The 13,908-nt window shown below is 55.0% G+C and carries 9 protein-coding genes; 2 read left to right on the top strand and 7 right to left on the bottom strand.

Annotated features, from left to right (window positions below; translation table 11 throughout):
• Nucleotides 1-297: DUF4424 family protein (locus HMPREF1051_RS03590; RefSeq protein ID WP_155815282.1), on the top strand; the 297-nt coding region annotated here is incomplete at its 5' end.
• A gap of 159 nt (nt 298-456) precedes the next feature.
• The gene (gene mutS, locus HMPREF1051_RS03585; RefSeq protein ID WP_036491661.1) at nt 457-3,081 is read left to right on the top strand and encodes a DNA mismatch repair protein MutS; all 2,625 of its coding nucleotides are present in this window, start codon (nt 457-459) and stop codon (nt 3,079-3,081) included.
• 238 nt (nt 3,082-3,319) lie between these two features.
• On the opposite strand, the gene yccS is transcribed toward mutS, so the two are convergent.
• From yccS to HMPREF1051_RS03555, 7 genes are all read right to left on the bottom strand, one after another.
• Complete coding sequence (gene yccS / locus HMPREF1051_RS03580) at nt 3,320-5,467, bottom strand: YccS family putative transporter (protein ID WP_003764581.1); 2,148 nt, start codon at nt 5,465-5,467, stop codon at nt 3,320-3,322.
• A 255-nt stretch (nt 5,468-5,722) separates the two neighbouring features.
• Nucleotides 5,723-9,931 carry a translocation/assembly module TamB domain-containing protein gene (locus HMPREF1051_RS03575; protein WP_036491659.1) on the bottom strand — a complete coding sequence of 1,403 codons (4,209 nt, stop codon included), beginning with the start codon at nt 9,929-9,931 and terminating at the stop codon, nt 5,723-5,725.
• A 338-nt stretch (nt 9,932-10,269) separates the two neighbouring features.
• Nucleotides 10,270-10,764 (bottom strand): GlcG/HbpS family heme-binding protein, encoded by a 495-nt coding sequence (locus HMPREF1051_RS03570; RefSeq protein WP_036491656.1) that lies wholly within the window; start codon nt 10,762-10,764, stop codon nt 10,270-10,272.
• A 469-nt stretch (nt 10,765-11,233) separates the two neighbouring features.
• Entirely contained in the window at nt 11,234-11,719 is a 486-nt protein-coding gene (locus tag HMPREF1051_RS03565) for a hypothetical protein (protein WP_003764578.1), read from the bottom strand.
• A gap of 177 nt (nt 11,720-11,896) precedes the next feature.
• Nucleotides 11,897-12,742, bottom strand: a complete 846-nt coding sequence (locus tag HMPREF1051_RS03560) for a mechanosensitive ion channel family protein (RefSeq protein ID WP_003764586.1) — start codon at nt 12,740-12,742, stop codon at nt 11,897-11,899.
• A 66-nt stretch (nt 12,743-12,808) separates the two neighbouring features.
• Nucleotides 12,809-12,967 (bottom strand): hypothetical protein, encoded by a 159-nt coding sequence (locus tag HMPREF1051_RS14175; protein ID WP_155815281.1) that lies wholly within the window; start codon nt 12,965-12,967, stop codon nt 12,809-12,811.
• Between the two features lie 128 nt (nt 12,968-13,095).
• A partial coding sequence (locus HMPREF1051_RS03555; protein WP_050901438.1) for a hypothetical protein occupies nt 13,096-13,908 on the bottom strand: 813 nt, incomplete at its 5' end.

Below are 13,908 nucleotides of genomic sequence, written 5' to 3'. Positions count from 1 at the left end.
GACAGCAAAGCATTTATAGACGCTTACTGCATGGATGAAAACTTCCTTAACAACTTTAAAAATGTGAAAGAAGAAAAGGTCTATCACCATTTGGGCTATATCCTGACCACAGGTGCCAACTGGGCAAAACCCATCGGTAAATTCACGTTGACCATAGACCGCGAGCCTAATACCGTGATTTCACTTTGTTGGGACAAATCCTTGCGCAAAGTAGGGCCGAACCGCTTCCAAGCAGTCAAAGAAAATTTCCTGCCGAAAAAAGACTTGGACATTATTTTCGTTTACGAAAAACCCTAAGCGGCATACATATAGTGGATTAACTAAATCAGGACAAGGCGAGGCAACGCCGTACCGGTTTAAAGTTAATCCACTATAAAAGGTCGTCTGAAACCTTGTTTTAGGGTTTCAGACGACCTTTTGCTACAATAAGGCTTTTCCGTTTTGCAAGGCATTCCCATGAGCAAATCCGCCGTTTCCCCGATGATGCAGCAGTATCTCGCCATCAAATCGCAGCACGCCGACAAGCTGGTGTTTTACCGTATGGGCGATTTTTACGAGCTGTTTTTGGATGACGCGGTGGAAGCGGCGAAGCTGTTGGACATCACCCTGACCACGCGCGGGCAGATGGACGGCGTGCCGATTAAGATGGCGGGCGTGCCGTTTCACGCGGCGGAGCAGTATCTGGCGCGGCTGGTGAAGATGGGCAAAAGCGTGGCGGTATGCGAGCAGGTGGGCGAAGTCGGCGCGGGCAAAGGGCCGGTGGAGCGCAAAGTCGTGCGCATCGTGACGCCCGGCACGCTGACCGACGCGGCGTTTTTGGAAGACAAGGAAACCAATCGCATCGCGGCGGTGAACGCGGATAAAAAACACATCGCCATCGCTTGGGCATCTTTGCAAAGCGGCGAATTCAAAACCAAGCTGACGACGGCGGACAAACTCGCCGACGAGCTGGCGCGTTTGCAGGCGGCGGAAATCCTGTTGCCCGAAGGCAAAAGCCTGTCTGATGGGTTTCAGACGACCTCTGCCAACATTACGCGCCTGAACTCATGGCAGTTTGCCGCCGATGCGGGTGCGAAATTGTTGACCGAATATTTCGGCTGCCAAGACCTGCACGGCTTCGGTTTGGACGGCAAGGAACACGAAGCCGCCGTCGGCGCGGCGGGCGCGCTGTTGAACTACATCCGCCTGACGCAAAACCTGATGCCGCAACACCTCGACGGCATTTCGCTCGAAACCGACAGCCAATATATCGGCATGGACGCCGCCACGCGCCGCAATCTCGAAATCACGCAAACCCTCTCCGGCAAAAAATCGCCGACCCTGTTTTCCATACTCGACGGCTGCGCCACCCACATGGGCAGCCGCCTCTTGGCACTCTGGCTGCACCACCCCTTACGCAGCCGCGCCCATATCCGCGCCCGCCAAGAAGCCGTTGCCGCGCTGGGTTCGCAATACGAAACCCTGCAAGGCCGTCTGAAAAACATCGCAGACATCGAACGCATCGCCGCCCGCATCGCCGTCGGCAACGCCCGTCCGCGCGACCTCGCCGCCCTGCGCGACAGCCTGTTTGCCCTATCCGAAATCGAATTGTCCGCCGAGGGCAGCAGCCTGTTGGAAACCCTCAAAGCCGTTTTCCCCGAAACCCTGCCCGTCGCCGAAACCCTTAAAGCCGCCGTGATGCCCGAACCCGCCGTCTGGCTCAAAGACGGCGGCGTCATCAACCAAGGCTATTCCACAGAACTCGACGAGTTGCGCCACATCCAAAACCACGGCGACGAATTCCTGCTTGACCTCGAAGCGCGCGAACGCGAACGCACTGGCCTCTCCACCCTCAAAGTCGAGTTCAACCGCGTCCACGGTTTCTACATCGAGCTATCCAAAGTTCAAGCCGAACAAGCCCCCGCCGACTACCAACGCCGCCAGACCCTGAAAAACGCCGAACGCTTCATCACCCCCGAACTCAAAACCTTCGAAGACAAAGTCCTGACCGCGCAAGAGCAGGCATTGGCATTGGAAAAACGCCTGTTTGAAGCCCTCCTCAAAGACATTCAGACGACCCTTCCCCAGCTTCAAAAAGCCGCCAAAGCCGCTGCTGCGCTGGACGTACTCTCCACCTTCGCCGCCACCGCTGCCGAACGCGGCTTCGTCTGCCCCGAGTTCGCCGACTACCCCGTCATCCATATCGAAAACGGCCGCCATCCCGTCGTCGAGCAACAAGTGCGCCACTTCACCGCCAACCACACCCGCCTCGACCACAAACACCGCCTCATGCTCCTGACCGGCCCCAACATGGGCGGCAAATCCACCTACATGCGCCAAGTCGCCCACATCGTCCTCATGGCGCACACCGGCAGCTTCGTCCCCGCCGACGCCGCCCAAATCGGCCCCATCGACCAAATCTTCACCCGCATCGGCGCCTCCGACGACCTCGCCTCCAACCGCTCCACCTTCATGGTCGAAATGAGCGAAACCGCCTACATCCTCCACCACGCCACCGACCAATCCCTCGTCCTCATGGACGAAGTCGGACGTGGCACCTCCACCTTCGACGGCCTCGCCCTCGCGCACGCCATCGCCGAACACCTGCTGCAAAAAAACAAATCCTTCAGCCTCTTCGCCACCCACTATTTCGAGCTGACCAAACTGCCCGAAGCCCACGCAACCGCAGTCAATATGCACCTTTCCGCGCTCGAACAAGGACAAGACATCGTCTTCCTCCACCACATCGAACCCGGTCCCGCCAGCAAAAGCTACGGCATCGCCGTCGCCAAACTCGCCGGCCTGCCCACCCGCGCCCTCAAAGCCGCCCAAAAACATCTGGACGAACTCGAAGCCCAAGCCGCCGCCGTCCGCCCGCAGTTGGACATCTTCAGCACCCTGTCGTCTGAAAACGAATACAGCGGGTTTAGCCAAGACGAAACAGCGGACACTGAAGCCCAAACTGTCGCAAGCCAAGAAAACCACCCCGCCCACCACGCACTCGCCGAAGCCCTAAACCAAATCCGCCCCGACGACCTCACCCCCCGCGAAGCCTTGGACGCACTGTACCGCCTTAAGCAGATTGTTGAAGGCGGGGAGTAAACGCGTTGGTTTATTGAAAAAAGGTCGTCTGAAAAACCTTGTTTCGGGTTTTCAGACGACCTTTCGTTTGCCTGCCGATTAATATAGTGGATTAACAAAAATCAGGACAAGGCGATGAAGCCGCAGACAGTACAGATAGTACGGAACCGATTCACTTGGTGCTTCAGCACCTTAGAGAATCGTTCTCTTTGAGCTAAGGCGAGGCAACGCCGTACTGGTTTAAAGTTAATCCACTATATCACACGGCTTGCGGGCTGGCTTCAATGTCGTGCAGGCTGCGGTAGCAGGGGTCGAGCTGGTTGGCGATGAGGGTGAGCTGCCGGTGGAGGATGTGGCTTTGGCGTTCGTCGCCTGCTTCTGTTTGTAAGGCTTCCAAGTCGGTTCGGATTTGGGAGAGGGTCGCCTGAAAATCTTGTTCGCCGGTTTGCGGGAGGCGTTCGAGCAGGTCGGCGATGCGGTAGCCGCTTTGGTAGAACTTGCGGACGAAGTCGGGGCTGCACGCGCCGTCCATTTCGCTGCGGTATGCGCCGAGTGCGGAGATGTAGCCGGTAAGGGCGTAGCTGGTTTTGAGGAGGGTGAAGCCGCTTTGCAGGTTGTTGCCGTATTTTTTGGGTTCGCTGCTCATGTCGGAAAGGGTGCTGCTGAGGGTGGCTGTGCGCTCGTGGGCTTGGCGGCGGACGGTGCGGTATTCGACGTCGTCGGCGATGCCGTATTGGAGCTGGTCGAGGATTTTTCTGAGGTAGGCGCCGTTGCCGCCGACGGTTTGGGCGGCGGTTTTTTCGAGGGTGAGGTAACGCCAGTCCGGCCAGAGGTAGGTGACGGCTGCCCACGCGAGGACGGAGCCGACGATGGTGTCGATGATGCGGACGGGCATGGCGGCATAGACGTCCAGCCCGGCGAGGGAGAAGCTGGTGAGGGCTTGGATGGTGATGAAGAAGGTGGAGAAGCTGTATTTGTAGCTTCGGGTCATGAAAAACAGGGTGGTGCTGGCGATGACGATCCAGAGTTTGGTTTCGACGGAGGGGGTGAAATAAGGCACGAGGGAGCCGACGATGACGCCGAGGATGGTGCCGGCAATGCGTTGGTACACGCGGCTTTTGGTGGCGGTGTAGTTGGGTTGGCAGACGAAGACTGCGGTCAGGAGTATCCAGTAGCCGAGGTTGAGATGGAGGATTTCGACGATGATGCAGGAGGCGGCAACGAGGATGGAGAGGCGCGTAGCGTGACGGAAAACGCCGGACTCGAAGTTGAGCTGGCTGCGGACGGTCTGCCAAACGTTTTTCAGGCTGCTGTTTTCAAGGGCGGCGATGCGGGTATCGCTGATGTTGTCGTTTTCGGCGGGGGAGTCGCTGTGTTGGAGCTGGCGCAGTTGGTGATCGACGCTGCCGAGGTTGTCGAGCAGGCGGCGGATGTGGTGGATGTTGCGGCTTTCGGGGTGGTCGTCGGTGTAGTGGGCGAGGGATTGGCGGCAGCCTTCCATCGCGCGTCCGAGGCGTTTGCTGTATGTGTAGTCTTTGCCGTTCCTCAGGGCGGCGGCAACGTTGCGGCACGCCTGCCCCTGCATTTCGAGCAGACGGCGGATGCGGAAGATGAGGTCGGTGTTTTTGAGGGTATCGGTCAGCTCGGTGTAGTCGGCGTGGGCGGAGCTGACGCGTTCGTGTATGTCTTGGGCAGTAAAGTAGTAGCGCAGCATTTTGGCGGTGCGCGGGTGGCGGTGTTTGCCACGCAGGCGGTAAAACAGGGCGGCGCGGCATTGGTTGAAGGCGGTGATGACGCCGGTGTTGCTCATGGCGAGGTCGATTTGGCGGTTGCCGAGCCAGGCGGCTTCGTCAGGGTCGAAAAAGTCGGCTTTGGCGTCAAAATACCCGCCGAGCGCTTCGTAGGCGTTGGCGACGCTTTCTTGGACGGGGCGGTGCGGGAGGATGATTTGGAAAACGAGTGTGCAGGTGCTGTATAACACGGTCCCGAGCAGAATCATGACGGGATTGGTCAGCCAGAAGGTTTCGGGGGTGTAGGTGAGCGTGGTGTAGGTGGCGACGGCAAGTGCGCCGAAGGCGAAGGTGCGGTATTTCAGCCCGACCGCGCCCAAAATGGTAAAGCCGAACGTCATCAGGGTCATGGCGAGAATAAAGGGCAGACCTGTGCCGAGCGTGCTTTGGGCAACGAGTGATGAAATGGTAAACAGGGCGACAGTAATGATGATGTTTTTCAGACGACCTGTCAGGCGGTTGTCCAAATCGACGAGGCCGCCCGCGATGATGCCGAGTACGAAAGGCATGGCGAGCTTGGGCGTGCCAAACCGCCAGACAAGGGTCGCGGCGATAAAGACGCTGGCGAAGACGGGCAGCGAGGTGATGATAAGGGGTTTGAGCGGCGGGAGTTTCATCGTATTGGACGCGGCTTTAAATGGGAATGGTTTGATTATTATGGATGAAATGAAACGGTATTCTAACAGGATTTCAGGGCGGGACGGGGGCTATGGAGTCGTCTGAAAACCTGTCCGACAGCGCCCCTGCGGAACGGATATGACCGACCTGCCTATCTGTCCTCAAGAAAAAGGAACGAGATTGCCGCGCATGAAAAAGGTCGTCTGAAAACCCTAAAGTGTGGTTTTCAGACGACCTTTTCTTTTTCGACGGCGTTATTGCGTTTGCTCGGCTTTTTGTTTTTCCGCTTCTTCGATTTTGCGGTCGTTTTCGTAATCCGAACGGAAGAGCCTGTCGAAACGGATGGTGTATTTCAACTCGCCGCCGTATGAACGGCTGCCGACGCGGGCAACGGCTTGGATGGCGCGGGTGAGCTGGTACACGAGCTTGACCGACTGTTCGGCACTGGAAAGACCGTATTCGTAACCTGCGTAGAGGTTGTTGGTGAACTGCTTGCCGACGGTCAGCACTTGTTCGGCGGGGTTGAGTTCGCCGGTTTGGGCGTTGCGGCTGCGTTGGCTGGTGATGCCCAAATCGTCCACCAGTCCGAGCCTGTCGTTGACCTGTCCGGCAAGGAGCGCGCCTGCTGCTGCAGAAAGTGCGGCATTGTCGCCGTCGCTGCCGCTGCTGGCACGGTTGAGGATGAGCCAAGAAAGTTTGTCTTTTTCGCTCATCGCTTCTTTGGCAACGAGGGTCACGCGCGGATTGTTTAGGCTGCCGAGGACTTCGACGCCTGCACCGACGGGGGAAAGACGGCGTTCGGCGCGGATGTTCAAGTTGGGGTTGTTGAGCGGGCCGACGAAAGAAACCGTACCTTTAGTGATGTCGAGGTCTTGACCGTAGGCTTTGTAACGGCCTTTGACGACTTTCACCGTGCCGACGCCTTGGATGGCTTCGCCCGGGCGGGAAGTGATGGTCAGCCTGCCGCCTATGGTGATGTCTGCGCCGTAACCGACGAAACGGATATTGTCGTTGAGGTTGAGCGTGAGGTTGAGGTTGATAGGCGTCACGGCGGCGGTTTGTTTTTTCTCTTCGCCCAACACGACGACATCGTCGTCCAACGAGGGCATGGAGGATTTTTGCGAACCGAACATACCGTAGTCGCTGTTTAACGTACCGTTGAGGAACACGCCTTTTTGCTGGTTGTATTGCACTTTCGCGCTGCCGGAGAGGCGCAAGCGGCGGTTCGGACGGGAAAGGGTGTCGTATTTGTCGAAGACGACATCCACGTCAACGTCAGGGTCGGCGTTGGCAAGGTTGACGGAGCCTTTCAACTCGAGCGTACCGCCTTTGTGGAACTTGAGGCTGTCGATGACCCAGCGTTGTCCCTGCAAATGGGAACGTAAAACGCCGTTGTCGAGGATGAGGCCTTGGGTTTGGTTGCGGTAGTAGAGGTTTTCGCCGTTGAGGGTACCGGAAAGCTGCGGTTCGCCGACGCGTCCGCCAAGGCTGACGGCGGCATTCAGACGACCTTTGACGGTTTGTCCGACGGGCAGGAAGTTGCGGAAGACTTCGAGATCGGCGACGTTGAGGTTGAGTTTGCCGCTCAAAGGCGCGGTGTCTATGCTTGAGCCTTGTCCGATGTTGACCGTACCGTCGGCAGCGCCGTAATTGCTGGTGCCGTTCAAGGTGGCGGCGACGGTAGGTGCGCCGACGCGCCCGCCTATGGTGGCGGCTGCGTTCAGACGACCCGTAATGCCTTGCGCGGTGGCGGGCAGGAAGGTTTTAATTGCACCCAAGTCGGGGACGTTGAGGTTGATTTTGCCGCTTATGGGCGCGTTAGCGATTTTGTTGCCAAACTGCTGGCTGATGCCCAGATTGGCGTTGACGCTGCCGAAACGGGTGCTGCCGTCAAGCGTGCTGTCGATGCGGCCGTTTTGGAAACGGGTGCGCAGGGAGAGCGCGCTCAAGCCCAAAGGCATCTGTTTTTTCGGGTCTTTGTTCGGCAGGATGATGTCGCCGCTTTGGCGGTTGATGTTGAGGTAGCCGCGGGCGTTTTGACTGTACGCCAAATCCCAATCGCCGCCGAGTACCAAGTTGTGTTCGACGGGGATTTTGACGAAGTTTTGCAGCTCGGTGATGTGCAGGCTTTGCGCACTGCCTTTGCTGGTGATGCCGGTTTTTTTGTCCCAAACGAAGTTTTGCAGGTTGAGGCTGCCGCCCATCACGCTCCAGCGCGCCGCGCTCATGGAAACGCGCTCCGCGCCTGCTTCGAGGTTCATGCGGTTTTGCAGTTTGAGGTTGAACGCGCCGCCGATGTCGAGCGTGTCCACGCTGCCTTTCCACTGATTGAAGTCTTTGTTCAGACCGCCCGCCGCGTTGACTTCGAGTTTGTAAGGTTTGCCGTCCAACGCCATGCTGCTGCTGCCGTGTATGCGGTGTTGCGCACCCGTGCCGTTAAGGGACAGGTCGACCGCATCAATGACGGTCGCGCCGCCGGAAAGGGCGATGTGGCTGCCTTTGATGTCGGCGGCAAGCGGACGGTTGATGTCGGGCGTGCCTTTGAGTTTGAAGTCAAGCATGCGGATGTTGACGGCTTCGCCGACACGCAGCGCGCGCGCTTCGCCGGAGAGGTCGGCTTCGTAGGTTTTCAGCCCGCCTTTGAGGTCGCCTGAAATGTAGCCGCGCGTATTGAGCAGCCCGCCCAGTCCGAAACCGAAACGGGAAAGGTCGGGAGCAGTGATGTCGATATTGAGACGGTCGCCTTTTTTGCCGAAGCTGCCGTTGGTTTTAACAATATTGTTGCCCAAACGCAGATCGGTCAGCGCGCGCGGGAGGTGTCCGGATTCGTAAACGACGTCGGCTTTGCCGCTGAGGGGGACGTTGTTTAACGTACTCGGCGCAAACTGCATTTTGCCGGCGAATTTTTCTTTCGCCAGTTCGCCTGAAAGATTGATGGTACCGTTGACGCTGCCGGCGGGCAGTTTTGAGTCTAAGCGGGACGGATTGAACGCCTTACTGGAAACGTCGAGCTTGAGCAGGCGGTCTTTGAAGAGTTCGAGCGAACCTTGCGCCGTCAGTTCGCCGCCGTTTTGCGGTGCGACGCGGACGCGGTCGAGTTTGAGGGTGCGTTGACCGTATTGTCTGTCGGTAACGAAGGACAGCAGGCCGGAGAGTTGCGCGCTGCCGCTTTCAAGATTCCAGTCGATAGCGGGCGAGGCGGTTTCGCCTTTGACGCCGATAAATCCGTTCCACTGACCGGCAACATTGGTGCGGACGAGGTCGTCTGAAACGAGGTTGTTCACATTAATCTTGAGCGCCAGCGCGTTTTTCACCGTATCGACCGTACCGGCGACATTGAACGAACCTTCCTCCAACAGCCCGATTTCAGACTCTTGGACGGTTACCACGCCGTTGTCGTTGATGGTGAAGTCCGCCAGAATGTTGCGCACCGGAATGGATTTTGCATCGGCAAAACCCGCCGCCTTGTTTTCCAAGTCGAGCGAACCGTCCAGCGCGATACCGTGTGTAAACGAAGGCACGACGGTCGCGTCAAACGTCAGGTTTGCCTTGGGCAGCGACGGCAGGAACGCGGTCGGGTTGATGTTGAAACCCTTGACCAGTACCTCGCCGATCATCTTGTCCAGCGAAGCGGCAAACGGATGCACCGTAGATTTCGCCGACAAATGCACATCGTCGCCGTCCAGCAGGATTTCAGTCTGCACGTCCTGCAAGCTGCCCCACAGACGCGCCTTACCCTCTATCGTTTCGCCTTCCAGCTCGCCCTTCGTCTGAATCGTCGTATTGAGCGCAAAAGGCTTCTCCAGCCCGACCACCGCCGAACCCGTCGAATTGCTCCACGGCGTATCGAGGGTTTTCAAATCCAAGCGGTGTTCTTTCTGATCGTAATGGTATGCCGCATTCAGATGGTCGAGATAGGCCGTCTGCTTGTCAAAATTTTTGCCTACGCTGAGCCTGCCCGTCTCAAAACGGTCGATGAACACCAGCACAGGCAAATCGATACTCTCAGGCAGCCCTTTGGACGGCTTTTTCTCTTTCGGCGGCGTCGGCTTCGGCACGACCGCAATATCGCCCGCCACAATTTCAGTAATGTGCAGGCTGCGCTGAAACAGTTCGGACGGCTTCCAATCAAAACGGAACGCGCTGATTTTCACATCCGCCCCATCCGTTTCAATCATCCACTTATCGCCGTGAAAACCCTTGACCAGCGTACCTTCCAGCGTTTCCGACGCAATCTTCACGCCAAACCACGACGGAATCTTGTACAAACCGAAACGCAAACCCGATTCCGTCCCCACCAGCCAGCCGATAAAGCCCGCCAGCACGCACACCAGCACAACCAACGCCAGCAACAGACCCCGCAACCAGCGCCTCTTGCGCTTGGGCGAGGTGGGTTGTGTTTCAGACGACGTAGGCACACTGTTTGGCGTTTCTTGGGTTTCTTGGACTGCTGTTTCGGACATCTTGGCTTTCTTGTATGGCTTAACGGCTTCTCAGGACTCCGCCGCACCCGACGGAATCAGCTTTTCAGACGACCCCATATCAGGACAGGTCGTCTGAAAAAGGATAATCATATCCCATTGCAGCGAATTGTGCTTGGGAAAGACAGCATTTCAGGTTTCAGACGACCCCATATGCCCGAACGTCATGCCCCAAGCGGTAAAAATGTCAACAAATGCAAAAAGGTCGTCTGAAAAGACAGCGGGAGTTTAGACCCGCATTTTCAGACGACCTCTTCGTATTTCAACAACCCAACGCAAATCAATGAAAAGAAACGCGTCGGGTTGCCTCAAGCTGCGGCTTACCTGCCCGACAAGACCGCCGCACCTGCTTTCGCAACGCTTTCGTCTTCATCGACCGAGCCGCCGCTCACGCCGACGCTGCCGACGATAACGCCGTTTTTATCCACCAGCAGCACACCACCGGGAAAAATCACCAAACCGTCGTTGGTCACCTCAATACCGTAAAGCTCGCTGCCCGGCTGCGAAGCCTTGCCCAAATCGCGGGTGGACATATTGAAATAGCGTGCCGTTTTCGCCTTTTTCTGCGCAATATCGATACTGCCGATAAACGCATCGTCCATACGCGCAAACGCCTTCAAATTACCGCCTGCATCCATGACCGCGATATTCATCGGCACCCTGATTTCACGCGCCTTTTTCATCGAAGCCTGCACCACCGCCTGCGCCTGAGCCGTCGTCAAATCGCCCGGTAGCGTTTTGGTCAAACCCGCCGAAAATGCCGGCGCACCCAATGCCAAAGTACACAACAATGCAACTGATTTTATGCCGCGCATAACTGTCTCCTTGTATTGAATCAATGAAAGGTACTGCACTTTTGATTGTATGCCTGTCGGCGGGAACAATAAAGGTCGTCTGAAAACCATAAGACAGGTTTTCAGACGACCTTGGATGGGTTTCGGTTTGGTAGTTTCAGCAGCAACTGTATTTTTGACCCCGTCGGGCAAAAATACCAAAACTCGAATCAAGCCGTTCGGATACCGTTTTCGGCAAAGTAATCATTCAATACCGTCAGTAGTCGGTATACATTGTAGCGTGGGCTTTGCCCACGATAATGTTGGGTAAAAGAGGTCGTCTGAAATTTTGAGTTTGATTCGTGGGCAAAGCCCACGCTACGGGTTTCTATTCTCTCTTGCTACGGTTTTGCCGTAGGTAGGATTCTCGAATCCGACGGCTATTTGAGATGGCAGCGGCTGTTGTCGGATACAAGCCTTCAACCTGCGGCCGGCTACGGTTTGCCCAGCATTATTTGCAACGCATCAGCGTACGCGTCCACCAAACTTTTTTGCCTGAGCCGTCCGTTGAAAAATCACGGAATCTTTGCGTCAGCACGCCTCGGTTTAACGAAAACTCAAAATTATCGTTATAAATCTGTGTACCTTGCTCCGGCTCCTCTTCCCGAACGCGTGCCGTACCTGCGATTTTATCGGGCGAATAAATTCGATAATTCAGTTTCGTATATTTCGCGCCCCATTCCCAACCATTTAATTCAATTGATTTTTTACCTATTTCAATATAAAAGCCGCTATCTTCCGACACATCGACATTATCCATAGCAGCGTTTTCATCATAACCCATGGCACATAAAGCCCTTACATGTTTGGGCGAAACCTTCCCTTCATAATGCCCGGCCCATTTGCCTTGAAACGCTTGCGGAATATCTTGGGCAGCGGCTTGGAATCCAAGAAGGAGCAAACCGGCGGTCAGAACAGATTTTAAAGTGAGCGACATTATTTATACCTTTCAAGAAAAAGTGGTTAAACCAATATGAATAATACAGGAAACAGAAAGAATATAAAAAGGTCGTCTGAAAACCATAAGACAGGTTTTCAGACGACCTCAGATGGGCTTTGGATTCAAGCACCGTATGCCTACGGTTTCAGCAGGTCGGATTCGCCAATCCGAAACTTACCCCTGCTGCTGGATGATATGCACATCGCGCTGCGGGAAAGGAATATTGATATTGGCGGCACGCAGGTTTTCCACTACCTGCTCGTTCAGCCCGAAGCGGAACGCGCCCAAATCGGCTTCGTTCGTCCACGCCCAAAGCGTGATTTCGATGGCACTGTCGGCCAAGTTGGTAATATATGTTACTGCCTCTTTGCCTTGGGTCTGTACGCACAAAGGATGCTCGGTAGCGGCTTTCAAGACGGCGGCTTTGGCGGCCTTCAAATCACAGGCGTAATCCACGCCGACCACTACCTGCACGCGGCACAGCGGCATGGAAGAACGATTCACGATGCTGTTGCTCATAACGACGCTGTTGGGCAGGATAACTTCTTCATTGTCGGGCGTACTCAGTGCGGTCTGCACCATTTTAATCTCGCTCACGGTGCCTTCGAAGCCGTTTACTTTGATGTAGTCGCCGACTTTAAACGGACGGAACAGAATAATCAGCGCGCCGGCGGCAAAGTTCGACAGTTGGTCTTTCAGCGACAAAGCCACCGCCAAGCCCGCGCCACCGATTAAGGCGGTAACCGACGTGGTCGGGATGCCCAGCTTGCCCAGCGCGGCAATGATAATCAGGATTAACAGACCGATATTAGCTACATTGCCCAGAAAGCTCACCAGCGTCCTATCTACTTTGGCGCGGGTCAGCGCAGCTTTCATCAAAATAACGAGGCGGGAAGCTATCCATCTGCCGACAAAGAAAATCGCCAACGCCGCAACGAGATTGGTACCGAATGCCATGCCGGTTTCAACGAGACGCTCCCAGCCTGAGAATGAAGAGAGGTTTTCAAGATCGAAATTCATGATTTTTATTTCTGGTTAAAGGATGGTTGGAAATTTAGATATTAATTGGTTTTGCGGCAAGCCTGTCTATATTTCAGACGACCTTAAACCGCGTACCTGAGTCGTACTGAATCCATGAAGGAAACCGCGCTCGTGATTGTATGCCTGTCGGCGGGAAGAATAAAGGTCGTCTGAAAAAACTCTGTAACGGGTTTTCAGACGACCTTGGATGGGTTTTGGGTTCAACAACCGCGTGCGTGCGTACCGCACACACCCTACACCCGATGCCCAGTTTCAGTAGGTCAGATTCTCGAATCTGACGGCTTTTGGGATAGCAGGCTTTTGTCGGATACAAGTATCCGACCTACTGCTGGCTAATCCTTTTTAATCGGCGGATTGGCATTAATCGGCAACGACGAGCGGGACACTTTAACGTTTGGATAATGCTTCCGCATCAAGTGCTGAAAAACTTCCGCTTTACGCTCTTTTCCGCTCTTTTCGTAATTCGTCCCCAAAATCACTTCATCCACAATATCGCGTATATCGGCATAAGGCAGATAGACGGATTTTGTGGTTTGGCAATATTTGATGTTATCCGAACCGATTTGTTCGATTTTCAGCAGGCGAAACTCTTCCTCATCGCGGAAAGCAAAATCTTTAAACAGATAGCGGATATATTCCAAAGCTTTTTTGTCTTCATCTTTGATCTTAGATAGGTTCATTAACTTCCACAACGCTGCTTTGAGCTCCTTAATACGGAACTTATGCCATTTTAGATTTTTCCCAACAGGCTTTAATCGAATACCAAATTTTGGTCTTCTTGCATCGGGTAGCCATATTGTGCATTTTTCCTTAGCAATATATTCATCGGAATAAGCGATATAAGCTACCTGATAAAGCGGCAGGTTTTTATCTTCTAAACCCGCTACATCTGCCTCTATTGGTTCTTTGAAACCTTCATTCTGTTTATTTGTAAAACTTCTGAACGAAGCAGAAATATCAGGCCCTTTCAACCAATCCCCGCTTTTATTAAATACCAAGCAGCAGCCCGATGCTTCCACGCCGTTTTCTTTGCCATACAGGCGGAACTGGTTCAAATCGTTGACGCGGCTGGAAAAACAGGTAAAGAAAGCATTATGGACAGGACAATCAGCCTTGTTTTCCAATTCCAAATCCTGCAGATTCAG

This window comes from Neisseria sicca VK64, from assembly GCF_000260655.1.
In the GTDB taxonomy this organism is placed as follows: domain Bacteria; phylum Pseudomonadota; class Gammaproteobacteria; order Burkholderiales; family Neisseriaceae; genus Neisseria; species Neisseria sicca_B.
The sequence above is the reverse complement of the archived record's forward strand: the minus strand, read 5'-3'. Positions and strand labels throughout refer to the sequence as shown.